A 26,110-nucleotide genomic window follows, 5' to 3' on the forward strand; every position below is an offset into this window, starting at 1 on the left:
GATGAGCCAGGCGGCGCAGAACCTGAACTGGTTGATCACCAACTTCGTGGACAACACCCCCGGTGTGTCCCACACGGTGGTGGTCTCCGCCGACGGACTCCTTCTGGCGATGTCCGAAGGTTTCCCGCGTGACCGCGCCGACCAGCTGGCGGCCGTAGCGTCGGGTCTTACCTCCCTCACCGCCGGTGCCTCGCGCATCTTCGAGGGCGGCAGCGTGAACCAGACGGTTGTGGAGATGGAGCGGGGATTCCTCTTCATCATGTCCGTGTCCGACGGTTCCTCCCTCGCGGTTCTCGCACACCCCGAAGCGGACATCGGCCTCATTGGGTACGAGATGGCCCTTCTGGTGGACCGTGCCGGTACGGTCCTGACCCCGGACCTTCGTGCAGAGCTCCAAGGGAGCCTTCTCAACTAACCAACGGACGGTGCGTTTTGGCGTCCCGAGGCCATAAGGTTTCGGGACGCGGCTCCACATTGATGGGTGCCCGGCACAGTCGGAGGAGGAGAAAGTGGCAACACCCCCAGGCGGTTCGTCTTCGGGCAACTGGTCGTACGGCCCCGGCCAGGGGCAGGGCGACGGTTCCGGGAACCGGTACAACTTCCCCTCCACGCCCTCCCCGCGTCACCCTCAGTACCCGCAGGGCCCCGGTCCGTCACCGTACGACCAGCCGCCGGCGCCGCGCATCCAGCCCGTGCAGCCGCACCGGCGCTCCCCCGAGGCGGCGCCCGCGGGTTCGTCGAGCAATCCCCTGGTGCGTCCGTACGCCATGACCGGCGGCCGGACCCGCCCCCGCTACCAGCTCGCCATCGAGGCGCTGGTGCACACCACCGCGCAGCCGCACCAGATGCAGGGCCAGTTGCCCGAGCATCAGCGGATCTGCAACCTCTGCCGGGAGATCAAGTCGGTGGCCGAGATCTCGGCCCTCCTGACGATCCCTCTCGGTGTGGCCAGGATCCTCGTCGCCGACTTGGCGGAGGCGGGCCTGGTCGCCATTCATCAGCCCGGCGGCGACGAGAACGCCGGCGGCCAGCCAGACGTGACACTGCTCGAAAGGGTGCTCAGTGGACTTCGCAAGCTCTAGCGGCGGTCCTTCCCGCTCCACCACCTCGGCGAAGATCGTGGTGGCGGGTGGCTTCGGCGTGGGCAAGACCACGTTCGTCGGGGCCGTCTCGGAGATCAACCCGCTGCGTACCGAGGCCGTCATGACGTCCGCTTCCGCGGGCATCGACGACCTCACCCACACCGGAGACAAGACCACCACCACGGTCGCCATGGACTTCGGGCGCATCACCCTGGACCAGGACCTGATCCTGTACCTGTTCGGCACCCCCGGCCAGGACCGCTTCTGGTTCATGTGGGACGACCTGGTACGCGGCGCGATCGGCGCGATCGTCCTGGTCGACACCCGCCGTCTCGCCGACTGCTTCCCCGCGGTCGACTACTTCGAGAACTCGGGTCTCCCCTTCGTCATCGCCCTCAACGGCTTCGACGGCCAGCAGCCGTACAACCCCGACGAGGTCCGCGAGGCGCTCCAGATCGGCCCGGACACCCCGATCATCACGACGGACGCGCGGCACCGGGCTGACGCGAAGTCGGCGTTGATCACGCTGGTGGAGCATGCGTTGATGGCGCGCCTGCGGTAGATCCACGACATGGCTGAACGGCCCCTGCGCATCCCTCACTTGGGAAGTGCGGGGGCCGTTTCGCTCAACTCACTTCGTACACGCACCAGCTCTGCCTGTCGTGTCCGCCCTGATCACCACAAGGGAGTAGCCGGGTACCCGGCCGTACTACGCCTGCACAGCGCCCGTACTGCAATTGCCGCACCGTCCAACGTATTTGTTCTGCCTGGTACGGGCTCCACGCCCGTGTTCCTCGCCAAGGCGGGATGCTGTGGACGCTCTGTGGCTGGTGACGGGGGATGCGATGGGCTGGTGGCAGTTCGCTCTGTTGGGCGCCGGAGGGGGTCTGAGTGTCGAACTGCTGGCCGTCTTCCGGGGCTGCACGCAGTGGCAGGCGGCTCGCCGGACCGCCACGGGACGGCGCCGTACGAAGCCGCCCGCTCTGCGGCAGTACCTGGACACGTCCGCCCACGCGTGCCTGGCCGTGTTGCGCGCGGCCATCGGGGCCACCATGGCCGCGTTGTTCGGGGTGAGCGGACAGATCAGCGGCGCCTACGCGGCCGTGGCGCTCGGAGTCTGCGCTCCGGCGGTGCTGGCGACCCTGGGCGCCGTCCCGCAGATCGCTGGCTTCGTCAACGGCACTCCGTCGGCGGTCGTCGGCGGTAATGCACCAAGCGAGGCGTCCCTGGAGTCGACACGCCCCGGAGTCGCCCCGTGAGGGCCGTTCTGTGGCGGCGGGTACTGATGCTGCTCTTCGGGGTCACCGGCCCTCCTGTGTCCGTATCAGCAGACTTCGCTCGGTACCCCTTGGGCCGGCGGGTGGCGGCCGGCCTGCTCGGCGTCTCCCTGACGCCGGCGCCCGCGATGCCGTATGAGCCGCCTTTCGGCTCCGAACGATCGCAGGCACATCGGCTGTTGGGCGTACTGCTGGCCGGTGCGGTCAGCGCGACCGTGGTATTCGGCGGCGTCTGGGTGGGGACGGCGTACTTGGGGTCCGGGGACGCGAACGCTGCCGGGACGGGAGCGGTGGTTCCCGTTGACGCCCCCCTGGACATCGGTGACTGTGTCGTCGTCGATTGGCCGAGCGGCACTCGCTTCGAAGGTGAGCCGCATCTGACGGTGGATCCCACCTGCGGCGACGGGCCCCCCGATGGCCAGGTCATGGCCGTTGTCCCCGCCGACAGCGCCGAGGAGGCGCGGAAGGACGGTCCCGGACTGTGCGCCAGGGGAACCGCGGCGCTCCGGAAGAAGCTCGCCGATGTACGGAGCTTCGCCGTGGTACCGAGCCGGGATACCTTCGAGGCCGCCGGTCGGCGCTCTACCTGTCTGGTTCTGGGCGCGCACGGTCCGGTGTACGGGCCGATCGGTGTCCACCGGAAGCTTGGGAGCGGCTTCCGGGACACGGCCACCATGCAGAAGGGGGACTGCCTTCAGGTGCCCAGTAACCGGAATGCACGACTGGCTAGTTGCGCTCAACCCCACGACCAAGAGGTACTCGGATTCATCAAGCTGGGCTCCGACGTCACGCTCGCGCAGGCCCGGACACAGTCGGACGGCGCGTGCGCCCGCGACATGTCGCCGCGCGCGCACGGCTTCGACCCGTCGACGTACGAGGCCGGTTCATGGACGAGCTCGGGCCCCTGGACATCAGGCACGCACATCGTCGTGTGCACCGTGCGGAAGACGGACGGGAGCACCATGGACGGGGACACCGTGGACGCGACAACGAGCGCACCATAGCCGGACAAACCTGCGGCCCCGCTCTCCAGCCGAGGAGAGCGGGGCCGTTGGAGCCTCGCGGGAGTCGCGGGGGCTCAGTGCCAGCTGTGCGGCGCCCTGAACCCACCCTCGCGCTCCAGCCGGCGCCAGCCGGCCTTCGGCAGGGGACGGTGAGGCTCAGTCGTGGGGGCGGCCGCGGCGCGAGCCAGCAGGATCGCCGTGATCGCGGCGACTTCCTCGGGCTCGGCGTGGCCCTTCTCGACACGAATGTCAGGCGTGGTCATAGGTCTCAGTCTCCGTGAGAGAGGTTTCCGCTGGGGTGGCGCGGAGGGTCCGCTGGGTTACTGCGGGGGGTTGCCGTGCTTGCGCGAGGGCAGGTCCGCGTGCTTGGTGTGCAGCATCGCGAGCGACTGGATGAGTACCTCGCGGGTCTCGGCCGGGTCGATGACGTCGTCGACGAGTCCGCGCTCAGCCGCGTAGTACGGGTGCATCAGCTCGGACTTGTACTCCTTGACCATGCGCGTCCGCATGACCTCGGGGTCCTCGGCGTCGGCGATCTGGCGGCGGAAGATGACGTTGGCGGCACCTTCGGCGCCCATCACGGCGATCTCGTTGGTGGGCCAGGCATATGTGAGGTCCGCACCGATGGACTGGCTGTCCATGACGATGTAGGCGCCTCCGTACGCCTTGCGCAGGATGAGCGAAATCCTCGGCACGGTGGCGTTGCAGTACGCGTAGAGCAGCTTCGCTCCGTGCCTGATGATTCCGCCGTGTTCCTGGTCGACGCCGGGAAGGAATCCCGGGACGTCCAGAAACGTAACGATCGGAATGTTAAAAGCGTCACACATCTGGACAAAGCGCGCAGCTTTTTCGCTCGCCTCGATGTCCAGGACGCCCGCGAGGGTCTGCGGCTGGTTGGCGACAATGCCCACGACCTGGCCGTCGAGGCGGGCCAGCGCGCAGATGATGTTGCGGGCCCAGCGCTCGTGGATCTCCAGGTAGTCGCCGTCGTCGACGATCTCCTCGATGACCTTGGCCATGTCGTACGGCCGGTTGCCGTCGGCCGGGACCAGGTCGAGCAGGATGTCCGAGCGGCGGTCGGCGGTGTCGGAGGACTCGGCGCGGGGCGGGTTCTCGCGGTTGTTCTGCGGGAGCATCGACAGGAGGTAGCGCACCTCGGCGAGGCAGGTCTCCTCGTCGTCGTAGGCGAAGTGGCAGACACCGCTCGTCTCGGCGTGCACGTCGGCGCCGCCGAGGCCGTTCTGCGTGATCTCCTCGCCCGTCACCGCCTTCACCACATCCGGACCCGTGATGAACATCTGGGACGTCTCGCGGACCATGAAGACGAAGTCCGTGAGGGCGGGGCTGTACGCCGCGCCGCCCGCGCACGGGCCGAGCATCACGCTGATCTGCGGGATGACCCCGCTCGCCTTGGTGTTGCGCTGGAAGATGCCGCCGTAGCCGGCGAGGGCGCTGACACCCTCCTGGATGCGGGCGCCCGCGCCGTCGTTCAGCGAGACCAGCGGGGCACCGGCCGCGATGGCCATGTCCATGATCTTGTGGATCTTCGTGGCGTGGGCCTCGCCCAGCGCGCCGCCGAAGATCCGGAAGTCGTGCGCGTAGACGAAGACCGTGCGGCCCTCGACCGTGCCCCAGCCGGTGATGACACCGTCGGTGTACGGCTTCTTGGCCTCCAGGCCGAAGCCGACCGCGCGGTGCCGGCGCAGCTGCTCGACCTCACGGAAGGACCCGGGGTCGAGGAGCAGTTCGATGCGCTCCCGGCCGGTCAGCTTCCCCTTGGCGTGCTGCGCCTCGGTCGCCTTCTCGCTCGGGCCGGCCAGTGCCAGGGCACGGATCTCGTGCAGTTCGGCCACTCGCCCGCGCGCGTCCGTCGGCTCACCCGGCGCCTCATCCAAAACGGTCATGTACCGACCCTACGAAGCGCACCAGGGATTGTGCGCCGTCGACTCTGCACAGTCTCCGGCCCGTTTTCCTGGTACCACCGAACAGAACCTCACCGGCATGCAGCCGTTCCGACTGCTCAAGGGGCGCGCCCGTTGTAGGAGTCACACAAAGGCGACAGCTGAGAGCCACCTCACATTCACACGGGGAGGATGCCATCCCCGGAGTGATTCCCGCGTTGCCGCGCCCACCCGGAGGGCTTACTCGTAGTAGTTGGTGAAACACCCTGCGGATGATGTTGAAAATTGAATGGAATAGGTCTACGGTCCTTCGTGTTGGCATCGTTGAACATTCAACAGCTTCATCCCCGCACGACCCCCGTCCCCCTTAGGAGCACGTCATGGGCATCTTCGGCCGCAAGAGCGACGACACCGACACCACCTCGGCACCCGCCGCCGTCAACCCCGATCTGGCCGCGCTGACCGGCGAGTACACCATCGACCCGTCGCACACCACGCTCGGTTTCGTCGCCCGCCACGCCATGGTCACGAACGTCAAGGGCAAGTTCCTCGACTTCACCGGCACGCTGAACCTGGACGGCTCCGACCCCGCCAAGTCCACCGCCTCCCTGGACGTCACGATGGAGAGCATCGACACCGGCTCCCCGGACCGTGACGGTCACCTCAAGAGCGCGGACTTCTTCAAGACGGAGGAGTTCCCCACGATGACCTTCCGTTCCACCTCCGCGGAGGCCCTCGGCGGCGACGACTACCGCATCACCGGTGACCTGGAGATCCTCGGCACCACCCGGCCGCTCTCCATCGACCTGGAGTTCAACGGCGCCGCGAAGGACCCGTTCGGCAACGAGCGCGTGGGCTTCGAGGGCAAGGCCGAGATCCTGCGCTCCGAGTGGGGCCTCACCTGGAACGCCGCGCTGGAGACCGGTGGCGTCCTCGTCTCCGACAAGATCAAGCTGAACTTCGACATCTCGGCGATCAAGAGCGCCTGACGTCACGCCCCCTTCACCCCGTCGACGTCGTCCGTCGGCGGGGTTGATGTGTTCCGGGGGTGTGGGGCACACACGAGTATCAACTCCCCTGGCAGCGGCCCCACTTCGAGGACAATCAGCTGCTCGGGCCCCAGCGGGTCGTCGCTCGCGGGCAGGCCGGGCAGCCGTGGTTCGTCAGACCCGCTCCCGCGTCCGCGGCCGGCGCACCCGGCCGCCGGCGTCGGTACGGACCGTGCGCGCGTCCCGGCCGACGTGCCTGTTCATCGCCGACCGCAGCCGGTGCTGGAACGTGAACCCGGGGGCCGGTCCCGACTTCGCCGGCCGCTCCCGCACATCGGCCTTCGTGCACAGCAGGTCCCACACACGGTCCGGGCACTCCCCGTGCCGCCAGAGGAAGTCGCAGTACGGGATGTGCGCGATCTCCAGGTTCAGCCAGCCGTCCTTCTTCAGCACGCCCTCCCACTCGGACTGGCGGAGCTTCATATATCCGCGTTTCCGGTCGGACTTGTCGACGCTGGTGACGCCGAGCACGCGGACGAACTCCGGGGTGTGCTCCAGCACGAGCACCGGACGCTCCTTGAAGTTGTTGTCGTCGTGGGTGAGTTCGGCCGTCCACACATCGCCCACGGCCGGCGGCCAGGCCTTCACTCCGGGAGGCGCGGGGCCGGCCGGCGGCCCGGTCCTCAGCCAGGGCACCAGGCGTACGGCGGCCGCCACCGCGCACCCGGCAGATACGCCCACCGTCGACCACCACAGGACGGCGAGCAGCAGTGCCCCCGGCGTGGTGTGCTCCGGGTCCGGGACGAGGGTGCCGCCGGCGCGGTCGATCCAGTACCCGGTCACGACGGCCAGGAGCGCCTTCCGCAGTGCCGACCACAACAGGACCAGCGGGAAGTAGCCGTGGTCCACCGTTCGCAGCAGCCCCAGTACGGCGGCGGCCGTCGCGTAGACCACGGTCAGCCCGGCCATCGCCTGGTTCCCCATCCCCGTGGCCACGAGTTCCATGACGCCCGCTACTGCACCGCAGAGGCCCACCGCGCGCGCCGCGACCAGCAGGCGGCGTCCGTCGAGCCGCGCGGGCGCCACCATCCGGACCATCGGGCGGGCCACCAGCACGCACAGTCCGAGCATCCCCGCGCAGATCCACGTGTTCCTGGTGCCGGTGAAGCCGACCCGGCTCACCGTGAACATCAGGACCCACACCACCCACGAGCCGAACCCCACCACGAGCGGCGCCCCTCCAAAGAGCTCGGGTGCCAGCCGCTTGGACCTCAGCCGCGGCCGCTGCACCCCACCGATCAGCGGCGCGCTCAGACCCACCAGGAGTACGACCCCCGCCAGAAACGCCTGCACGTTTCCTCCCCCGTTCTAGACGCTGGGAGCAGCATGGGCAGGCGACCGGCGTGCTGAGCGTCGTTTCGCTCTTCCGCGCCCGCGTGCCCTCCGGTCTGGTAAAAGCACGCGCTACGAGCCTGCGGCGAGCGTCAGACCACGGCGAGCCGGTCCACCAGTAGCCGGGTCCTTCGTTCGGCGTCGGCCGGAGGCAGGCGGCCCGCTCGGGTCAGGGTGGCCAGGCCGTGCAGGGAGGCCCAGAACACCTCGGTGAACAGGCCCGGTTGGACGCCCTCCCCCGCGACCGCGTCGAGGTTCTCCAGCAGGGCGGCGAAGGCGTCCTTCATCGGGGCCGGGGTGTCCTCCTGGGCGAAGGCCAGGCCGCCGTCGAGCTGGAACATGGCGTCGTAAACCGCCGGGTTGCGGTCGGCGTAGTCGAGGTAGGCGCGGGCGATTGCGGTGGCCCGGGCGTGCGGGCCCTTCGCGGCGGAGGCCGCGGCTCGCAGTTCCGCAGCCATCTCCGTGGCGCCCTGGAGGGCTACGGCGCCGATGATCTCGCGCTTGCCGCGGAAGTGGCTGTAGAGGACGGGCTGGCTGTACTCGATGCGCTCGGCGAGGCGGCGGGTCGTGACCGCGTCCCAGCCCTGCTGCTCGGCGAGTTCGCGGGCCGTCGCCAAGATGAGGCGCTCGCGGCCCGCCCGTTCGCGCTCCTTGCGTTCCTGTACCGACATGATTCGATCCTAGCACCGCTAGACATTCGAGCGGCAGTAGGTCTAGCGTTGCCTCATCGGCTAGCAACGCTAGAAAAAAGGGAGAGTCGTGATGCTCACCGCACTTGAGGTCTTCACCACCGTGGCCGTCGGCGTGATGGTCGGGGTGGAGTTCTCCGTCGCCTTCGTCATGAACCGGATCTTCAACGCCCTTCCCGACGACAGCGGACAGCTCGCCCGCGCCCACGGGGGCCGGATGCTCGGCGCCGTGATGCCGTTCTGGTACATCGGCTCACTCGTCCTCAGCGCGGTCTGGGCCGTCGCCGAACGGCACCACTCCGGCGCCGGCCTCGTCGTCACCGCCGCCGCGCTGCTGATCGTGAGCGTGGTCATGTCGATCCTGCTGCTCGTCCCGATCAACAACCGGGGCAAGACCTGGACCCCCGAGAATCGGCCCGCCGACTGGAAGGAGCAGTTGAACCGCTGGGACCGGTACCACTACGTCCGCGTCGCGGTCATCATCGCCGCGTTCGCCCTGCTGGCCGCGGCCCTCACCTGAGCGCGAACTCGCACCACACGACCGTGCCAGGGGAGCGTTCCCCCACCCCCCACTTGTCCGACAGCACGGCGACCAGCATCAGGCCCCGCCCTTCCTCCGCGTCCAGTTGTCTGTACGGCGTACGGATCCTGCGGAGTTCGGTAGTGCCGCTGTCGTGGACCTCGACACGGAGGACTCCATCGGGGTGCAGGGACAGGTGTACGGCGAAGCCGCGGCCCGGCGGTACGCCGTGGAGGATCGCGTTGGTCGCCAACTCGCTTACGCAGAGCAGCACGTCGTCGCTCCGCTCGGTGGCGGACCAGGCGGTGAGCGTCTCCCGGGTGAAGTCGCGGGCCAGGGCGACCGATCTGCGGTCCCGCCGGTAGAACGCCTCGCGGGTGTGGCCTTGTTGGAGTTGTTCATTCACGGGGCCACTGTCACAGGGAGTCACTATCGTGGGTCAGTGAGTGAGGTCGTAGTTCCTTTTCCTACGACCCCACTACGACGTCTTCGGGTGTGCGCGGGGGAAAGGGACACGCATGCAATCGGCGAAGAGGCCTAAGAAGGTCGGCACTTGGGAAGCGGTGGGTGGGCTGGTCGCCCATTTCCGGAGGAAGGCGGGGTACACGCAGGAGCGGTTCGCCGAGATCGCGAACCTGCACGTCGATACGATCCGGTCGATCGAGCAGGGGCGGCTCGCGCTCCAGGACTATCGGGCGGTGGAGTTCGATGAACTGCTCGGTACGGGTGGGGCGTTGTTCGCGCTGGTGGACAAGTTGCCGGTGCGGGAGCGGATGCCCGCGTTCGCGCAGGGCCTCGTCGACATCGAGCAGGTGGCCGTCAGCATCCTCTCGTATCAGACACAGATGATTCCTGGTCTGCTCCAGACAGAGGACTACTGCCGAGCCTCTTTCGAGAGCCGCTTCCCGCGATTCGAGGACGAGACAGCGGAGCAGTGGGTGTCCTCTCGCATGGAACGGCAGAAGATCTGGCAGCGCAAGCAGCCGCCGTTCGGCCACTTCATCCTGGAGGAGTCGACCCTGCGGACGGCACTCGGCGGGCCGGAGGTCATGAGGGACCAGATCCGCAAGTTGCGTGCGGACTGCGATCTGGTTCACATGGGAATCCAGATCATGCCCATGGGACAGGTTCCACACGCGGGACTGGCGGGACCCATGCTGCTGTTGGAGACTCCCGCCCATGAGCACGTGGTCTACCTGGAAGTGCAGCGCGCGAGCTTCCTGATCGACGATCCGGATGAGGTCAGCGTCTATCAGCTGAAGTATGGAATGCTGCGGTCACAGGCCCTCTCTCCGCACGAGAGTGCGTGCCTCCTGGACAGACTGCTAGGAGAGTAATGAACACCGCAGCACGGCAGCCCCTCCTCCTGGACGACCTGGCGTGGTTCAAGTCCAGCTACAGCAGCAACGAAGGCGGCGACTGCGTTGAAGTCGCCGCTCGCCCCTCCGCCGTCCACGTGCGTGACTCCAAGATCACCGCCGGGCCTATCCTCACCGTCGCGCCCGGCACTTGGGGCACCTTCCTCGACGCGGTCACGCAATGAACACCGCAGCACTGCACTGGTTCAAGTCCAGCTACAGCAGCAGCGAAGGCGGCAACTGCATCGAAGTCGCCGCGCACCCCTCCGCCGTTCACGTCCGGGACTCCAAGGTCGCCGCCGGGCCCATCCTCACGGTCGCTCCTGCCACTTGGGCCGACTTCCTCTCCACCGTCACGCATCCCGCAGCCTGAACCACACTCCCCCGGCCCCCAACAAGCCCACCGCGTAGGCCGCCAGAACGGCCAGGCCCGGCCACGGAGCAATCGCCAGGGTGCCCAGGTTCTTGGTCGCCTGGATGGACAGGGCCGCCGGCATCGGGGCCCAGCGTTGCAGGCGGTGTTGCCAGGTTGGGGAGTTGAGCAGGTGGGACAGGATCGGGACGACGTAGAGGATGCCGAGTCCCAGGGTGATCGCGCCTGCCGTGTCGCGGAGCAGGGTGGCCAGGGACAGGCCCAGGAGTGTTACCAGGACCAGGATCAGGATCGAGCCCGTCGCCGGTCGGAGCAGGGCGCCGTCCGGCGGGGTCGGGAGGATCAGGCGGGCCAGGCCGAGGGAGGACAGCACCCCCAACGCCCCTGCTGCCGCCGCCAGTAGCGACAGCGTCGCCGCCTTCGACGTCAGTACCCGCCATCTGCCCGGCATCGCCGTCAGCGTCGTGCGGATCGTGCCCGTGCTGTACTCCGCGCCGATCGACAACGCACCCAGGACCAGGCATATCGCCTGGCTCAACTGGACGCCCGACAGAGTCAGTTTGACCGTGTCCGCGCGGCACGGCACCGGGCAGATCCTGGTCGTGACCGACGAGGCCGCCGCCGCTCCGATCGCCGCTGTCAGGACGGCCGTTGCCGTCAGGAGCCACCATGTGCTGGGCAGGGTGCGGAGTTTGGCCCACTCGGCGTGGAGGGAAGTCAGCCACCTCACGCGTCTCGCCTCCGTAGCGTCCAGGCCGCCAGCAGGAGTGCCGCCACGGTGTAGGCGACCAGGACCGCCAGGCCGTTGTACGGGGAGAGGGGGTAACAGCCGCTCTCCGGAAGGCAGTTGTGCTGGACCTGGGGGTAGTACGTCTTGCCCTGCTCGATCGCGAAGGCCGCTGCCGGGGTGACTCGTAGGAGCCATTGCGCCGCGGGGAGCGGGAAGGCGAAGGACAGGATCTGCGGGAGGATGACGAGGACGACGACCGTGGCTATCGTGCCCGCGCTGTTGCACAGCACCAACCCTACGGACAGGGCCAGGACCGCCACCAGGGACAGGAGTGCCGCGCTGCCCACCACCGCCCTGAGGGACGGGTTCTCCAGGAGGGACAGGTCGGGGAACTCGGGGGGCTTGAAGCCGTTGGAGCGCAGGGTCTGTTGGGCCCAGGTGTAGCCGACTGCCGTTGCCAGTAGGCCTGTTGTGAAGGTGGTCGTTGCGATGACTGTCGCCTTCGCCGCCAGTACCTTCAGGCGGGACGGGGTCGCCGTGAACGTCGTACGGATCAGGCCCCGTTTGTATTCGGTCGTCACGAAGAGCGTGCCCAGGGCGGTCATGAAGAGGAGGCCGACGAAGACTCCCTGGAAGCCCATCTGGACCAGGTCGGGGCTGTTCTCCTCGGGGGCGATGTCGCCCTGGCCGGTGAGGGTGTAGGTGCCGGTCGGGGACACCTGCGTGGTGTTCGGTGGCACGTTGCGGGCGTTCGGGTCGCCGAGGCCTGTCGGGCCGATGTCCGTGCTGGTCCAGCCCGCGCCGGTCGACGCGCCCTGGAGGGTGAGGTGGTCGAAGGTGCCGGTGACCGTGGTCCGGCCGGCCGTCGCGCTCGTGCCGCCGAAGGAACGCTGCACGGACTCGTGATCGGGCGTCCCCAGCAGCAGGCCCACCTGAACCGTCCGCCCCAGCCCCGCCACCCCCACCTCCCCAAGCCGTGTCCATTTCTCACCATCCACCGACGCATAACCGGTTAGTTTTCCCCCCAGCCTTTTCAACCTGAGCCACTGCGGAGCGGTCCCCAGATCGCTGCTCGGGCCCGCCGTGTCATGCGTGAAGTTCCACTGCATACGGACGCCATGGCCCGGGGTCGCCACCACCGCCGCGTACGCCGAGCCCTGCTTCAGGCTCGCCTTGACGATGATCCCGGCCTTGGCCCACGGCTCCAGCGCCTCGCCGTCGTTGCTCTTCAGCCCGGTGACCCGGACCGTGAGCGTGCCGTCACCGGTCAGCGCACGGTGGGTGAAACGGAACGAATCGTTGACCACCTCACCGTCCGGCCCGAGGACGGTCGGCGGACCGCCGCCCGTGATGGACCCGCTCGCGCCCATCTGACTGATCCCGACCACGACCACGGCCGCCATCCCCAGCACCAGCAGCCAGGCCCTGACCGTCCAGAACTTCGTCCACTCCGCCCGAAGCAGCCGCCCGAAGCCGGCCCGGGCCGGATGCAGCGCCGAACGGTACGGCGCGGGTGTCCGCGTTGGCGCCGTCATCGGGTCACCTCGCCGGACGACTCGGCGGGCGCCGACATGAACTCGACCGCGTCCCGGGTGAGTTCCATGTACGCCTCCTCCAACGAGGCCCGGTGCGCGCCCACTTCGGCGAAGGGGACGCGAGACGCGGCGAGCACCTCCACGATCCGTTCGGCGGGCAGGCCCGTCACGGTGAGGAGGTCACGGTCGACGACGGCCACCGTGCCGCCCTCCCGGGCGAGCAGTTCCATCGCTTCCGTACGACTGCTCGTACGCAGCCGTACCCGGTCGCCGGAGGCCGCCGCGAGGAGGTCGGCCACCGCCGTGTCGGCGATGAGACGGCCCCGGCCGATGACCACCAAGTGGTCGGCGGTGTCTTCGAGTTCGCTCATGAGGTGGCTGGAGACGAGGATCGCCCGGCCCTCGGCGGCGAGGTGGCGAAGTAGGGTGCGGATCCACTGGATGCCCTCGGGATCCAGACCGTTGACCGGTTCGTCGAGGAGCAGGACGGGCGGGTCGCCGAGCAACGCGGCTGCTATGCCGAGCCGTTGGCGCATGCCTAGCGAGTAGCCGCCCGCCCGCCTCCGGGCCGCCTGCTCCATGCCGACCTGTTCGAGGACCTCGTCCACGCGGCGCATCGGCAGCCCGTGCGAGTTGGCGAGCCAGCGGAGGTGGTCGCGGCCCCGGCGGGCCGGGTGCAGGGCGGCGGCGTCCAGGAGGGCGCCGACCTCCAACAGCGGTGTGCGCAGGGCGTGGTAGGGCAGCCCGCCGATCAGCGCCCGCCCCTCGTCGGGGGTGTCCAGGCCGAGCAGGGAGCGCATGGTGGTGGACTTGCCGGCACCGTTGGGACCGACGAATCCGGTCACCGTGCCGGGCTCGACCCTGAAGGAGAGGCCGTCGACCGCGAGGGTCCGGCCGAACCGCTTCCGTAAGTCACGGACTTCGATGCTTGCGTCGCTCATGGTGAGGGAGGCTAGGCGCGCGCCCCACGCGCTGTCGTCACGCCGGCGAGGTCCCTCACGAGGGGGACGCCGGGCGTGACCGGGGTCGGCACAATGACTGGGTGGGCGTGGAGGGATCGTCGGGTGCGGAGGGTTCGGCACCGCCGGAGAGCGACGTCCGGGTGAGCGCCTTCGCGGCGGAGGGAATTGGGCCGATGCCGATGGGGGAGCCGGGCCGGGAGCGGCTGCTCGGCATGGGGCGGGCGGGTCTCGGTGCCGCCTCGCGCCGCGCGGGGCTCGTCGTCCCCGGCGGCCTGGCCGTCCTCGCGGTCTCCGAAGTCCTCCTGCGCAGCCGCGACTTGGCCGGAGGCCTGGCCGCCCTCCTGTTGCTCGCCCTCGCCTCCACCCTGCCTCTCGCCCTCGTGCTGGGGTCCAAGGGTCCCGCGCGCAATGCCACCGCCGTCGCTGTCGGCGCGGCCTGCGTGCTGTCCCTCGTGCCGTTCGGAATGCTCACCGTCGGCGGGGTCGTGGCCCAGCTCGTCTGTGTGTACGTGCTGGGGCGGGCCGGGGCCACCGCGCTCGGCGGGCTGTTCGTCCTGCCGTACGTCGTGATCGCGCTCGCCGGCCACGAGGACCCGACGCGGATCGTCGCCGTCCTCGTGGCGACGCTCGCCTCCGCCGCCGCGGCCACCGGCATCGCCCACCATGTGCGCAGCACCGCGCTCGCCCACAGCGTCACCGAGCAGGCCTTCGCGGACACCCTCCTCGAACACGCCGCCCGGGGTGAACGGGCGCGTATCGCACGGGAGTTGCACGATGTCGTCGCACACCACATCTCGATGATCGCCGTCCAGGCGGAGACCGCCCGGCTCACCACCCCCGGGCTGCCGACGGAGGGCGCGACCCGCCTCCTCGCCATCGGCGACACCGCGCGCACCGCGCTGACCGAGATGCGGCGGCTGCTCGGCGTCCTGCGCGAAGACGCGCACACCGGGGTCCAGCGACGGCCGCAGCCCGGCCTGCGCCAACTCATGGAACTCGTCGACGAGTCACGGGACGCGGCCGGTTCCCGCACCCGGCTCATCATCAGCGGTCCGGTCACCACACTCGACCCCGGCATCGAGGTCACCGCGTACCGCATCGTGCAGGAGGCCCTCACCAACGCCCGCCGACACGCACCCGGCGCCGCCGTGGACGTGGAACTCAGGTACGGAAAAGCGGACTTGAAGGTCCGCGTCCGAGACAACGGCCCGGGGCAGCCCGCCGCCCACAACTCCGGACACGGCCTGCTCGGCATGCGCGAGCGGGCCGCCACCGTGGGCGGCACCCTCCGCACCGGCCCCTCCCCCGGCGGCGGATTCCTCGTGGAGGCCCGCCTGCCCGTCAACCCGGACGAGGGGGGACCGGCATGACAGCCATCCGCATCGTCGTCGCCGACGACCACGAACTCGTCCGGGTCGGCTACGCCGGACTCCTCGCCACCCAGGCCGACTTCACCGTCGTCGGCACGGCCCACGACGGCGCCGAGGCGGTACGCGTCTGCCGCGAACAGCTCCCCGACGTGGTCCTGATGGACGTACGCATGCCGGTCATGGACGGCATCGAGGCCACCGCCCGCCTTCAGGGCCCGGACGCCCCACGCGTGCTCGTCCTGACCACCTTCGACCTCGACGAACACGTCTACGACGCGCTGACGGCAGGGGCGAGCGGCTTCCTCCTCAAGGACGTGACGGCGGAGCGCCTCTTCGACGCGGTACGGGTCGTAGCCGCCGGCGAGGCCCTGCTCGCGCCCGCGATCACCCGACGCCTCATCTCCGAGTTCGCCCGCCAGCGCCCCCGAACCGCCCCTGTACGCACGGCACTCGACTCCCTCACCCCACGCGAGACCGACGTCCTGCGGCTCCTCGCGGAGGGCCTCTCCAACCCCGAACTCGCCCACCGCCTGCATGTCGGCGAGGAAACCGTGAAGACCCACGTCAGCCGCATCCTGTCCAAACTCGGACTGCGGGACCGTACGCAGGCCGTCGTGATGGCCTACGAGACGGGGCTCGTCGTGCCGAGAACCGGCTGACGGCGGGCGCGTGCCACCGGCAGCAACCACCACGCCGACGCCACCGACAGCACCGCGCCGACCGCGATCCCTTCGAGGCGGGTGGGCAGCAGGTGGAGGGCGTCCTGGCCGAAGTAGCCGAGGAGGAGGGACAGGGCGCAGGTCATTCCGGCGGCCCAGTAGGCGTAGTTGAGGGGGCGCAGCCACAACGCGACCGTGAGGACGGCGAACATCAGCGCCACGGAGGTGTCGCCGGTGAGGCCGACCGCCGCGACGCCCGCCGCCAGCAGGGTGCCGACCGTGGCTCCCGCCAGCCGCTCGATTCCCTTGCGCAGTACGTCCGTTCGGCCCCGGTTGCCGCTCGCGGCGACGTACGCGGTGAGGACCACCCACGGCCAGTGGTCGTCGAAGAACAGCCGCCCCACGACGAAGGCGGCGGCGATCCCGGCCGCCATCTGGAGGGCCATGCGGGTGCTGGGCCGGGGGTGGAGACGGGTGCGGCGCGGTGGTTGTCCGGGGTCGGGATCCGCGCGCCAGGCGCGGGGGCCGTACCGGTCCCCCAGCCCCTGCACCAGCCACACCACCGCGCACGCCAGCGCCCCGACCAGCGCCGACCACCCCCAAGTGACCAGCCCACTCTGCGCCTTGGCCGGCAGCGCGGGGCCGGGTACGACGAGGAGGGCAACCAGCGGGAGCGCCAGCAGTGTGCCGGCCTTCGTGGCGACGGGGCCGTAGCGGCGGATCCAGATGGCCAGCGCCATGCCCGCCGTGTAGACGGCGGCGCCGAGCGCGTAGTGGGACGCGATCAGCCGGCCCAGGAAGATCGAGGCACCGGCCGTGACCGGCAGCAGGACGAGCGCGGTGAGCCTGCGGCGGGTGTCGGCGGTGCGCTGGGTGGAGGACAGGGTGAGGGTCAGGGCGACCGCGAGGACCAGCACGTCGGTGTGCAGTCCTACGGCGCCCTCCAGCCAGAGGGCGACGCCCCAGCAGAGCAGCACAGCGGTCATCGTCAAAGCCGCTTCGTACGCATTGCGTATTAGTTTGGCGGTCACTATCACTACGGTAGCGGGCATTGCATGCGCTGAATAGTAAGTCAGTGCGTACGATGTCCGGCATGGATCATCTCTCCGAAGCCGCTCGGATCCGTCGTGGTGTCGTGCGGCTGAACCGGCGGTTGCGACAGGAGCGCGGGGACGGTGGGCTCACGCCCAACCAGTTGATCGTGCTCGGGCATCTGCATCGGAACGGTTCGGCGACGCCGGGTGAGGTTGCTGTGGCCGAGCGTCAGCGGCCTCAGTCGCTCACTCGGGCCTTCGGCGAGTTGGAGGCGGAGGGGTTGATCGCGCGCGAGCCCAGCGCGGTGGATCGGCGGCGGTCTGTGCTCACGCTGACGGCGGCGGGGCGGCAGGCGTTGGACCGGGACATGGCTGAGCGGGATGTGTGGTTGGCGGGGGCGTTGGGGTCCTTGAGCGAGACAGAGCGAGGAGTGTTGGAACTGGCGGGGGCGATTATGGAGCGGCTGGCAGGTCGTTGATCGGGTGCCGGGCGGTGGGGGCTGGTCGCGCAGTTCCCCGCGCCCCTTGGGAGTTGCCCTGGCCGGTGATACCAGCGCAACGCCCCTCGCAGCTGGTCGGCACGCACTGCCTGCGGTCTTTCAGAAACCGCCGCCGAAGTCCCCTCCGCCGCCCCCTCCGAAGTCCCCTCCCCCGCCGTCCCCGAAGCCGCCGCTGAAGTCGTCGGGGTCGAAGTTCGCGCCGGACACATCGCCGCCGTCGTAACCGCCGCTGCCGAAGTCGCCGTAACCGGTGCCGTAGTCGGAGGCGTAGGACGGCGTGGACATCATGCTGCCGAGCAGCGTGCCGACGAGCAGGCCGGGGAGCAGGCCACCGCCGAAGTAGCCGCCCGCCCAGGGGCCGTAGGCCGGGCCCGCGTCCCAGTAGGGGCGGCGGCCGTAGTCCGTGTCGACCTCGCGGATCATCGGGTCCCGGCCGTCGGCGAGCCGGGCCTGGTCGGCCGCGCAGACCGGGACCTCGCGGGGTGCGCCGCCGGCCGGGGTCCAGGTGGCGTCGGCGACCGAGGGTCCGTGGCGCGGGTCGAAGAAGCAGGGGGCGCGGCGCTCGGGCAGCGGGCGGCCCTCGCGGCGGGCGGCGAGCTGAGCGAGCGAGAAGCGGCCGTCCTCCAGGGCCTGGGTGACGGCCCGGACGTCCTCGGGTTTCGTGGCCGCCGCCATGTACGACTTCGCCTGCTCGTAGGCGTCGAGGGCGCGTTCGTAGTCGGCGCGCATCGCGTCGTCCGCGTGCGGTTCCGCCGGGTGGAAGTCGAGGCGGTCCAGCTCCTCGCCGAACGCGGTGATGTCCTCGTCGACCACCACCCGCAGCTTGTCGAGCGCGGCCCGCTGCTCCTCCAGCCTGCGGCGCCGGGAACGCCGTACGAGTGTGTACGCCCCCGCGCCACCGGCCACCAGCACCCCGCCCGCGACGATCAGCGCCGTACCGGAGACTCCCCCGCCACCGTCCGGAGAACCACCCCAGGACGCGGGTGCCGAGCCGCCCATGCTGGCGAGCGCGCGGTCCGTGAAGTCGATGAGCTGGGTCTTCGCGTCCTCGCCCTGCACGCTGCTGACCAGGTTCTTCACGGCCGCGTTCGACAGGACCCGAGAGTCCGCGCGGGCGTCGAAACGGTCGCCGAGGCGGATCGCGTAGAGGCCGGTGATGCCGGTGGCGGTGCGCAGATCGGAGAACAGGTTCGCCGTCGGGTAGTCGGCTGGGAGGACCGCAACGAACACCGGCTTGTCGGCCTTCTTGATGCGCTGCGCGAGCGCGTCGGCATCGGCGGACGACAGGGACGACGTCCCCGGGTCGACGTAGACGGGCCCCTCGCGCAGGGCCCGGCCGATCGCCGAAACGCCGGTGTCCGCGGCGGCCGGGGACGCCATGGTCAGCGCGACGAGCAGCAGGGCCACGAGCAGCCCCGGGAGGCTTCGGCCCCAAGCGACGACCTTCATGACTCGACGCTAGCGGACGCGCCCGATAGGGGCGCGGGGAACTGCGCGACCAGCCACAACGACGCCGCAGCCGACCGACAACCCTCGCGCCCCCATCGGCTCCCTCACGCCACCCGGTAAGCCTCCTCCAGCTTCTTCACGGCCGCCGCGTACTTCCCGGTCAACAACAGATGGTCCGCGTCGGCGAACGGCTTCGACACCGCCGCCGTGATGTTCTGCCCCACCTTCTGCTGGACGATCAACCGCGCCTGCGTGACGAGCGCCTTGCCCGCCTCCACCGACCGCACCTTCCCGGCGGCAGCCCCAAGCGCCTTCAGCGTGGACGCGCCACCCGTCGGCGCCTTCGACACGGTCGTCAGGCCCCAGCCGTACGGGAACTGCGGATCGTACGTCGTGTCGCCGACGTTGATCGGCAGCTGGGCCTCCGACTTCGGCCAGGTGACCGGGAGTTGACCGGTGAAGGAGCGCTTGCCGTAGAGGACGTCGGCCACGCCGTCGCCCTCGGTGCCCGGCAGCCAGGAGGCCACCAGCGCGTCGATCTTCGGCAGCCGGTCGCCGATCAGCTGCGGGCGCCCGGAGACGATCAGCACCGCGCACTTCATCGCCGCGCACACCTTGTCCACGGCTGCCTGGTCGGCGGGGGTGAGGGTGAGGTCGTTGCCGTTGCCGACATCGCCCACGCCCTCGGCGTACGGGGTCTCGCCGACCACGACCACACCCACGTCGTAGCCGCTGGTCGGGGCGGAGGCGTCCTTGGAGTACGTGACGTCACCGCCGGCGTTCCTCATGCCCTGGAGGATCGTCGTGCCGGTCGTGTTCGTGCCGGACGAGCCCTGCCAGGTGATGGTCCAGCCGCCGGTCTGGTTGCCGAGGTCGTCGGCGTTGGAACCGGCGACGTAGACCTTCTGCGACTTCTTCAGCGGAAGCACACCGCCCGCGTTCTTCAGCAGCACCTGCGACTCGGCCGCCGCCTGCCGCGCCACGGCCCGGTGTGAACTGGACCCGATCCGCGCCGCGTTGCTCGTGTCGGCGTACGGCTTCTCGAAGAGGCCGAGCTTGAACTTCTGGCTGAGGATGCGCGATACGGCGTCGTCGATCCGCTTCTCGGTGACGGCGCCGGCCTTCACCTGGGCGATCAGGGTCGTGGTGAAGTCCTTGTAGCTGTACGGGACCATCATCATGTCGACGCCCGCGTTGACCGAGGTGCTGACGTGGGACGCGTAGTCGCCGGGCAGTTGGTCGATGGCGTTCCAGTCGCTGATGACGAAGCCGTCGAAGCCCATCCGGTTCTTGAGGACGCCGTTGATCATGTCGGCGCGGGCGTGCATCTTCACCGGGCCGAGGCCGTCGCCGACGATGTCGAGCGAAGAGTAGGACGGCATGACCGTGCCGATGCCCCGGTCGACGGCCGTCCGGTACGGCGCGAGGTGGATGGCCTCCAGCTGCTGCCGGGTGACGGTGGTGACGCCCTGGTCGATGGTGTACGTGCCGGTGGTCGAGGAGCCGTAGGCCGTGCCGCCGTCGCCGACGAAGTGCTTGGCGGTGGCGAGGACCTTGTCGTCGTCCTTCAACTGCCTGCCGTTCGCCGCGCCTTGGAGGCCCTGGATCATCGTCTCCATGGACTGCACGAGCGCGGGGTCCTCGCCGAAGGACTCGTAGGAGCGGCCCCAGCGTTCGTCACGGGTGACGCAGAGGCAGGGCGCGAAGTCCCACGGGATGCCTGTGGCGCGGACCTCACTGGCCGTCACCGCGCCTGTTTTCTCGGCGAGTTGGGGGTCGCGGGTCGCGCCGATGCCGATGTTGTGCGGCATGATCGTGGCGCCGGCCAGGTTGTTGTGGCCGTGGACCGCGTCGACGCCGTAGATCAGCGGGATCTGGAACCGCGTTGCCTGCGCCCGGAGTTGGAACGAGTCGATCATCTTCGCCCAGGCCGCCGCGGTGTTGGGCGTCGGGGTCGAGCCGCCGCCGGAGAGCAGGGAGCCGAGGTCGTAGGTGGCGATGTCGGCGCCCGTGCCGATGCCGCCGCGTTCGGCCTGGGTCATCTGCCCGGCCTTCTCCTCCAACGACATGCGCTTGACGAGGTCGGCGACACGCTTCTTGATGGGCAACTTGCTGTCCAGGTACGGGAGTCCGTGCGCGTCGATGACGACCTGGGGTGTCTCGGCCGGGGCCTTGGCGCCGGTGACCGTGAGCTTCAGCGGGATCGTCTCGGCGTTCTCGGCGGACCTGTCCTTGAGGGTGCGGACCGTGACGGTCCGCGTGGTGCCGGACGCGGTGCCCGCCGGGAAGATGAGCGTGCCGGAGACCGGGGTGTAGTCCTTGCCGGCCTCCGCGGTGCCGCCGTCGGAGGTGTAGGCGACGGTCACCGGGTCGTCGATCGGGACGGCTCCGGTGGTGGCGACGGTGACCTTGACCGTGGCCGTACCGCCCTCCTTCACCGGGTAGACGGCCGAGTCGGTGACGACGGAGGCGCGCAGCGACTGATCCGCCCTGCCGTACAACTCGACGTCGTCCATGGCGAACTGGCTGTGGATGCCGACCGGGAGGGTGACCGCGTAGCCCCACATCTGGGTGAGGCCCAGGACGTGGTCGATGCCGCCGACGGGCTGGTAGTCCGTGCGGTAGACGAAGTTCGTGAACGGGATCTCGATCTGCTTCCACCCCGTGAAGTCGTCCGTGAAGGACGTCGTCCACAGCTCGGAGGCCTCGCCGTTCGCGCCGCCGTCCTTGATCTCGAAGTTGGTCGACTTGCCCGTGTTCTGGCCGTCCCACCAGAAACGGATGCCCTGGTGGGCGGACCAGTCGTGGGCGGGCTCGGTCGCGGCGAAGTCGTGGGTGAAGCCGCCGTAGCCGCTGATGTCGTAGGTGCCGCTGAGTACCTTGTCGCCCTCGGGGGCGTCCGGTCTCGCGGTCAGGGCCAGCTGGGGCGGGTCGTCGTTGTCGCTGCCCCAGGTGAAGATGCCCTCCGCGGGCTGGCTCGCGAAGGGCACCTCGCCCTCGAAGCGGTCGACGGGGGTGGGGGCGGGATCGGCGGCGGCTGCCGCCTGGGACACGGCGGCCGGTGACAGCAGCGCGGCGCACAGGGCGGTGGAAACGAGCAGGGCGGTTCTTGGCATGGACCTTCCCTCGGCTCTGGAGCTCTGGTTCACTCTGGGTTCGCACAGTTCACTCATGACTTAGATCACGCCGTGAGTTAACTAACGGCCCGCAGACCCGTCAAGACGTCTCGTCAGGAAGGGCTAACGCATCCATGTCCAGGAGAACCCCCCGCACGGCCCGGCTGCTGCTCGCCGGGCTGCTCTCCGTGGCCGGCTTCACCGCGGCCGTACCACCCGCGCACGCGGCCGGTGAGCAGGTCACGGCCTGGCTCACCACCACCGACGACGCCGCCGGACGCCATGTCACGCGCGGCCTCCAGGCCCAGACTCCGTTCGCCTTCTCGTCCGGGACGGGCGGCAGCGGCGAGAACATCACCGTCGACGAGAACACCCGCTACCAGACCTTCACCGGCGGCGGGGCGTCCTTCACGGACACCGCCGCCTGGCTGATGAACAGCAGCGGCGCACTGTCGGCGGCGACCCGCAACGCGACGATGACCAAGCTGTTCTCGCCGACGGACGGGATCGGGATGTCGTTCCTGCGCAACCCGATGGGCGCCTCGGACCTGGCGCGGTACGGGTACACGTACGACGACGTGGCCTCCGGCGCGACCGACCCGAACCTCACCTCCTTCTCGATCGCGCACGACCTGGCGGACGTCGTCCCGCTGACCAAGCAGGCGCTCTCCCTCAACCCCTCTCTGACTGTCATGGCCTCGCCATGGACGGCACCCGCGTGGATGAAGGACAGCGGCTCGCTCAACGGCGGCTGGCTGAAGGCGGAGGACTACGGCACCTACGCCGACTACTTCGTCAAGTACCTCCAGGCGTACAAGGACCAGGGCGTTCCGGTCTCGTACGTGACCGTCCAGAACGAGCCGACCTGCTGCTCCGGGTACCCGTCGATGAGCTGGAACGCGTCCGGGCTGGCGTACTTCACGAAGAGCGAGCTGCTCCCGAAGCTCAACGCGTCCGGCCTGACGACGAAGGTCCTCGCGCACGACTGGAACTGGGACGTCTACGACTCCTACGCGGCGGCGACGGTCGACGACGCGGCGGTGCGCTCGAACCCCAACTTCGGCGGGATCGCCTGGCACGGCTACGGCGGTGACGTCACCAAGCAGACCACCGTGCACAACCAGTACCCCACCCTCGACGCCTTCGGTACCGAGCACTCCGGCGGCACCTGGATCGCCAACCAGCAGCGCGAGGACATGAACAACATCATCGACTACACCCGCAACTGGGCGAAGTCGGTCACCAAGTGGTCGCTGGCCGTGGACCAGAACATGGGCCCGCACAACGGGGGTTGCGGCACCTGCACGGGTCTGATCACCGTGCACAACGGTGACGGCGCGAGCGGGACCGTCGACTACACCGTCGAGTACTACACGATGGGCCAGCTGACGAAGTTCGTCCGGCCGGGCGCGCAGCGGATCGCCTCGACGGCGTCCACGAACGTGCCGAACGTCGCGTGGCGCAACCCGGACGGCTCGAAGGCGCTGATCGCGTACAACGACGCGTCCACCGCGAAGACCGTCACCATCAACTGGGGCGGCCAGCACGCGACTTACTCCCTCCCCGGCAAGACGTCGGCGACCTTCACCTGGACGGGCACGCAGTCCGGCGGGGGCGCCCGGACCGGCGCGTTCGTGGGCCTGGCGAGCAAGTGCCTTGATGTGGCCGGTGCTTCGACCACCAACGGCACCGCCGTCCAGCTCTACGACTGCAACGGCTCGACCGCCCAGCAGTGGACCGTGGGCACCGACGGCACGGTGCGCGCGCTCGGCAAGTGCCTCGACGTGACGTCGGCCTCGACCGCCGACGGGGCGAAGGTGCAGTTGTACGACTGCAACGGAACCGCCGCGCAACAGTGGTCGTACAACTCCGCGACCGGTGATGTGGTGAACACGGCGGCCAACAAGTGCCTTGACGTGACGGGCAATTCGTCGACGAACGGGACGCGGGCGCAGATCTGGACCTGCACGGGAGCCGCCAACCAGAAGTGGCATCTTCAGTAGGGGAGTCCATGAAACGTACGCGGGGGACGGCGGCCGTGCTGGGCACGGTCGCCGGTGCGTTGGTGTTGAGCGGGTGCGGGGCCGAGGACCTGCCGCTGGTCGCGGTGGAGCGTGACGCGCACGGGGGCTACACGGCGGTGCTGCGGCCGTGCGGCGACGACCTCATCCAGGGGCTCGCGCTCGTAGGGGCCCCGGCCGGCACGGAGTCCGAACGGAACTACTCGGGCTGGCGTGTGCCCGGCAAGCGGCACGGCACCGACGCCGAGTTCCCGCTCTTCACACCGCCGTCCGCCTGGCGGGCCCGCGCCACGGGACCGCAGCGACTGGTGCCGGACTACATGTACCAACTCGTCTTCGGCAAGGCCGAGTTCAACTACGAGTACTCCGGCGTCGTCACGTTCACCGCCAGGAATCTGTCCGCCCTCGAACCCGGCCAGGTCTGGGCCGACGACAAGGCCATGAGCCTCGGCGAGTTCGAGAAGCTCGCCGAGGACTCCTGCTGAACCGGCCAAGGCCTACTTGGCGGGCTCGACGCCGGCGCGGAGGAGGCCGTAGGTGTACGCGTCCTCCAGGGCCTGCCAGGACGCGGCGATGACGTTCGCCGCGACGCCGACCGTCGACCACTCGCCCGAGCCGTCGGACGTGGAGATCAGGACGCGGGTGGTGGAGGACGTGCCGTGGACGCCTTCCAGGATGCGGACCTTGTAGTCGACGAGGTCGAGCTTGGCGAGCTGGGGGTAGATCTTCTCCAGCGCGACGCGCAGGGCGCGGTCGAGGGCGTTGACCGGGCCGTTGCCCTCGGCGGTGGCGACGATGCGCTCTCCCTTGGCGTACAGCTTGACCGTGGCCTCGTTGGCGTGGCTGCCGTCGGGGCGGTCCTCGACGATCGCGCGCCAGGACTCGACCTGGAAGTAGGAGCGGGCCTTGCCCTCCGCCTCGGCGCGAAGAAGCAGTTCGAAGCTCGCGTCGGCCGCCTCGTACGTGTAGCCCTTCAGCTCGCGTTCCTTGACTCGGTCCACCACCCGGCCGACCAGTTCGCGGTCGCCGCTGATGTCGACGCCCAGCTCCTTGCCCTTCAGCTCGATCGACGCGCGGCCGGCCATGTCGGAGACCAGCATCCGCATGGTGTTGCCGACCTGCTCGGGGTCGATGTGCTGGTACAGGTCCGGGTCGACCTTGATCGCGGAGGCGTGCAGGCCGGCCTTGTGCGCGAAGGCCGATACGCCTACGTAGGGCTGGTGCGTGGAGGGGGTGAGGTTCACGACCTCGGCGATCGCGTGCGAGATGCGGGTCATCTCGCGGAGCTTGCCGTCGGGGAGGACCTTCTTGCCGTACTTCAGCTCCAGGGCGGCGACGACAGGGAAGAGGTTGGCGTTGCCGACGCGCTCGCCGTAGCCGTTGGCCGTGCACTGGACGTGGGTCGCGCCCGCGTCGACGGCGGCGAGGGTGTTGGCGACCGCGCAGCCGGTGTCGTCCTGGGTGTGGATGCCGAGCCGGGCTCCGGTGTCGGCGAGGACGGTGGCGACGACCGCCTGGACCTGCGCCGGGAGCATCCCGCCGTTGGTGTCGCAGAGGATCACGACGGACGCGCCGGCCTCCGACGCCGTACGGACGACGGCCTTGGCGTACTCGGGGTTGGCGCGGTAGCCGTCGAAGAAGTGCTCGCAGTCGACGAAGACGCGGCGGCCCTGGGCGACCAGGTGGGAGACGGTGTCGCGGACCATCTCCAGGTTCTCGTCCAGGGTCGTGCGCAGGGCCAGCTCGACATGCCGGTCGTGGGACTTCGCGACCAGGGTGATGACCTCGGCGCCGGAGTCCAGGAGGGCCTTGACCTGCGGGTCCTCGGCGGCCTTGGCGCCGGCGCGGCGGGTGGCACCGAACGCGACGAGCTGCGCGTGCTTGAACTCGATCTCCTGCTGGGCGCGGGCGAAGAACTCGGTGTCCCGCGGGTTGGCGCCCGGCCAGCCGCCCTCGATGAAACCGACGCCGAAGTCGTCCAGGTGCCGGGCGATGGCCAGCTTGTCCGCGACGGTGAGGTTGATGCCCTCCCGCTGCGCGCCGTCACGCAGGGTCGTGTCGAAGACGTGGAACGCATCGTCGAGTGCGCTGGTTTCCGTCATGGTGTCTGGCTCCTGAGGATCTGAATCTCGGTCTGTACCGGAATGAC

General features: G+C 69.5%; 27 protein-coding genes. 15 read left to right on the top strand and 12 right to left on the bottom strand.

The window, feature by feature from the left end; all coding sequences use genetic code 11:
• The first annotated feature begins 1 nt into the window (after position 1).
• The 5 genes from ACQHII_RS15075 to ACQHII_RS15095 all read left to right on the top strand — a co-directional run bounded on the left by ACQHII_RS15075 (position 2) and on the right by ACQHII_RS15095 (position 3,363).
• Positions 2-415, top strand: a complete 414-nt coding sequence (locus ACQHII_RS15075; protein WP_005479603.1) for a roadblock/LC7 domain-containing protein — start codon at positions 2-4, stop codon at positions 413-415.
• 94 nt (positions 416-509) lie between these two features.
• The gene (locus ACQHII_RS15080) at positions 510-1,082 is read left to right on the top strand and encodes a DUF742 domain-containing protein (protein ID WP_427919788.1); all 573 of its coding nucleotides are present in this window, start codon (positions 510-512) and stop codon (positions 1,080-1,082) included.
• Positions 1,063-1,644: a GTP-binding protein gene (locus ACQHII_RS15085; protein ID WP_009314218.1), complete on the top strand. Its 582-nt coding sequence runs from the start codon at positions 1,063-1,065 to the stop codon at positions 1,642-1,644. Before ACQHII_RS15080 ends, ACQHII_RS15085 begins: the two co-directional genes overlap by 20 nt.
• Positions 1,645-1,894: 250 nt before the next feature.
• Positions 1,895-2,341 carry a hypothetical protein gene (locus ACQHII_RS15090; RefSeq protein ID WP_427919789.1) on the top strand — a complete coding sequence of 149 codons (447 nt, stop codon included), beginning with the start codon at positions 1,895-1,897 and terminating at the stop codon, positions 2,339-2,341.
• A complete protein-coding gene (locus ACQHII_RS15095; RefSeq protein WP_427919790.1) occupies positions 2,338-3,363 on the top strand; it encodes a septum formation family protein in 1,026 nt (341 codons plus the stop codon). The genes ACQHII_RS15090 and ACQHII_RS15095 overlap by 4 nt, the downstream gene beginning before the upstream one ends.
• A 74-nt stretch (positions 3,364-3,437) precedes the next feature.
• Here ACQHII_RS15095 and ACQHII_RS15100 read toward each other — a convergent pair whose 3' ends face one another.
• Entirely contained in the window at positions 3,438-3,626 is a 189-nt protein-coding gene (locus ACQHII_RS15100; protein ID WP_427919791.1) for an acyl-CoA carboxylase subunit epsilon, read from the bottom strand.
• Positions 3,627-3,683: 57 nt separating this feature from the next.
• Positions 3,684-5,267 (bottom strand): acyl-CoA carboxylase subunit beta, encoded by a 1,584-nt coding sequence (locus tag ACQHII_RS15105; protein WP_427919792.1) that lies wholly within the window; start codon positions 5,265-5,267, stop codon positions 3,684-3,686.
• Positions 5,268-5,644: 377 nt separating this feature from the next.
• On the opposite strand from ACQHII_RS15105, the gene ACQHII_RS15110 reads away from it, so the two are divergent.
• A complete protein-coding gene (locus tag ACQHII_RS15110; RefSeq protein WP_427919793.1) occupies positions 5,645-6,253 on the top strand; it encodes a YceI family protein in 609 nt (202 codons plus the stop codon).
• A 174-nt stretch (positions 6,254-6,427) separates the two neighbouring features.
• Here the strand turns inward: ACQHII_RS15110 and ACQHII_RS15115 are convergent, their stop codons facing one another.
• A complete protein-coding gene (locus tag ACQHII_RS15115; RefSeq protein ID WP_427919794.1) occupies positions 6,428-7,606 on the bottom strand; it encodes a hypothetical protein in 1,179 nt (392 codons plus the stop codon).
• Positions 7,607-7,737: 131 nt separating this feature from the next.
• On the bottom strand, positions 7,738-8,316 hold the full coding sequence (locus ACQHII_RS15120) for a TetR/AcrR family transcriptional regulator (protein ID WP_427919795.1): 579 nt from the start codon (positions 8,314-8,316) through the stop codon (positions 7,738-7,740).
• A 91-nt stretch (positions 8,317-8,407) separates the two neighbouring features.
• On the opposite strand from ACQHII_RS15120, the gene ACQHII_RS15125 reads away from it, so the two are divergent.
• Positions 8,408-8,854 (top strand): anthrone oxygenase family protein, encoded by a 447-nt coding sequence (locus tag ACQHII_RS15125; RefSeq protein WP_427919796.1) that lies wholly within the window; start codon positions 8,408-8,410, stop codon positions 8,852-8,854.
• Here ACQHII_RS15125 and ACQHII_RS15130 read toward each other — a convergent pair.
• Positions 8,847-9,260 carry an ATP-binding protein gene (locus ACQHII_RS15130; RefSeq protein WP_427919797.1) on the bottom strand — a complete coding sequence of 138 codons (414 nt, stop codon included), beginning with the start codon at positions 9,258-9,260 and terminating at the stop codon, positions 8,847-8,849. The two genes, ACQHII_RS15125 and ACQHII_RS15130, sit on opposite strands and share 8 nt — an antisense overlap.
• Positions 9,261-9,372: 112 nt before the next feature.
• On the opposite strand from ACQHII_RS15130, the gene ACQHII_RS15135 reads away from it, so the two are divergent.
• The 3 genes from ACQHII_RS15135 to ACQHII_RS15145 are packed head-to-tail and all read left to right on the top strand — an operon-like array spanning position 9,373 to position 10,585.
• A complete protein-coding gene (locus tag ACQHII_RS15135) occupies positions 9,373-10,191 on the top strand; it encodes a helix-turn-helix domain-containing protein (RefSeq protein ID WP_427919798.1) in 819 nt (272 codons plus the stop codon).
• Positions 10,191-10,397: a DUF397 domain-containing protein gene (locus tag ACQHII_RS15140; RefSeq protein ID WP_427919799.1), complete on the top strand. Its 207-nt coding sequence runs from the start codon at positions 10,191-10,193 to the stop codon at positions 10,395-10,397. The genes ACQHII_RS15135 and ACQHII_RS15140 overlap by 1 nt, the downstream gene beginning before the upstream one ends.
• On the top strand, positions 10,394-10,585 hold the full coding sequence (locus ACQHII_RS15145) for a DUF397 domain-containing protein (RefSeq protein ID WP_427919800.1): 192 nt from the start codon (positions 10,394-10,396) through the stop codon (positions 10,583-10,585). Before ACQHII_RS15140 ends, ACQHII_RS15145 begins: the two co-directional genes overlap by 4 nt.
• Here ACQHII_RS15145 and ACQHII_RS15150 read toward each other — a convergent pair.
• The 3 genes from ACQHII_RS15150 to ACQHII_RS15160 are packed head-to-tail and all read right to left on the bottom strand — an operon-like array spanning position 10,566 to position 13,791.
• On the bottom strand, positions 10,566-11,315 hold the full coding sequence (locus tag ACQHII_RS15150) for an ABC transporter permease subunit (protein ID WP_427919801.1): 750 nt from the start codon (positions 11,313-11,315) through the stop codon (positions 10,566-10,568). The two genes, ACQHII_RS15145 and ACQHII_RS15150, sit on opposite strands and share 20 nt — an antisense overlap.
• Positions 11,312-12,850 carry a hypothetical protein gene (locus ACQHII_RS15155; protein WP_427919802.1) on the bottom strand — a complete coding sequence of 513 codons (1,539 nt, stop codon included), beginning with the start codon at positions 12,848-12,850 and terminating at the stop codon, positions 11,312-11,314. The genes ACQHII_RS15150 and ACQHII_RS15155 overlap by 4 nt, the downstream gene beginning before the upstream one ends.
• On the bottom strand, positions 12,847-13,791 hold the full coding sequence (locus tag ACQHII_RS15160) for an ABC transporter ATP-binding protein (protein WP_427919803.1): 945 nt from the start codon (positions 13,789-13,791) through the stop codon (positions 12,847-12,849). Before ACQHII_RS15160 ends, ACQHII_RS15155 begins: the two co-directional genes overlap by 4 nt.
• 233 nt (positions 13,792-14,024) lie before the next feature.
• On the opposite strand from ACQHII_RS15160, the gene ACQHII_RS15165 reads away from it, so the two are divergent.
• Entirely contained in the window at positions 14,025-15,182 is a 1,158-nt protein-coding gene (locus tag ACQHII_RS15165) for a sensor histidine kinase (RefSeq protein WP_427925312.1), read from the top strand.
• Positions 15,179-15,841 (top strand): response regulator, encoded by a 663-nt coding sequence (locus ACQHII_RS15170; protein ID WP_427919804.1) that lies wholly within the window; start codon positions 15,179-15,181, stop codon positions 15,839-15,841. Before ACQHII_RS15165 ends, ACQHII_RS15170 begins: the two co-directional genes overlap by 4 nt.
• Here ACQHII_RS15170 and ACQHII_RS15175 read toward each other — a convergent pair.
• Positions 15,805-16,827, bottom strand: coding sequence for an FUSC family protein (locus tag ACQHII_RS15175; protein ID WP_427925313.1), 1,023 nt, complete (start codon positions 16,825-16,827; stop codon positions 15,805-15,807). The two genes, ACQHII_RS15170 and ACQHII_RS15175, sit on opposite strands and share 37 nt — an antisense overlap.
• Positions 16,828-16,934: 107 nt before the next feature.
• Here ACQHII_RS15175 and ACQHII_RS15180 point away from each other — a divergent pair, with 107 nt between their 5' ends.
• Complete coding sequence (locus ACQHII_RS15180; protein WP_427919805.1) at positions 16,935-17,354, top strand: MarR family winged helix-turn-helix transcriptional regulator; 420 nt, start codon at positions 16,935-16,937, stop codon at positions 17,352-17,354.
• A 120-nt stretch (positions 17,355-17,474) separates the two neighbouring features.
• Here the strand turns inward: ACQHII_RS15180 and ACQHII_RS15185 are convergent, their stop codons facing one another.
• On the bottom strand, positions 17,475-18,824 hold the full coding sequence (locus tag ACQHII_RS15185; RefSeq protein ID WP_427919806.1) for a hypothetical protein: 1,350 nt from the start codon (positions 18,822-18,824) through the stop codon (positions 17,475-17,477).
• A 104-nt stretch (positions 18,825-18,928) separates the two neighbouring features.
• Complete coding sequence (locus ACQHII_RS15190) at positions 18,929-21,940, bottom strand: glycoside hydrolase family 3 protein (RefSeq protein WP_427919807.1); 3,012 nt, start codon at positions 21,938-21,940, stop codon at positions 18,929-18,931.
• Positions 21,941-22,074: 134 nt separating this feature from the next.
• On the opposite strand from ACQHII_RS15190, the gene ACQHII_RS15195 reads away from it, so the two are divergent.
• Together ACQHII_RS15195 and ACQHII_RS15200 are read left to right on the top strand one after the other, a co-directional pair.
• Entirely contained in the window at positions 22,075-23,943 is a 1,869-nt protein-coding gene (locus ACQHII_RS15195; RefSeq protein ID WP_427919808.1) for a ricin-type beta-trefoil lectin domain protein, read from the top strand.
• An 8-nt stretch (positions 23,944-23,951) separates the two neighbouring features.
• Complete coding sequence (locus ACQHII_RS15200; protein ID WP_427919809.1) at positions 23,952-24,446, top strand: hypothetical protein; 495 nt, start codon at positions 23,952-23,954, stop codon at positions 24,444-24,446.
• A gap of 12 nt (positions 24,447-24,458) precedes the next feature.
• Here ACQHII_RS15200 and cimA read toward each other — a convergent pair whose 3' ends face one another.
• A complete protein-coding gene (gene cimA, locus ACQHII_RS15205) occupies positions 24,459-26,063 on the bottom strand; it encodes a citramalate synthase (RefSeq protein WP_427919810.1) in 1,605 nt (534 codons plus the stop codon).
• Positions 26,064-26,110: the final 47 nt, after the last annotated feature.

Origin of the sequence: Streptomyces sp. cg40, assembly GCF_050320165.1 — a bacterium.
GTDB classification, from domain to species: domain Bacteria; phylum Actinomycetota; class Actinomycetes; order Streptomycetales; family Streptomycetaceae; genus Streptomyces; species Streptomyces hokutonensis.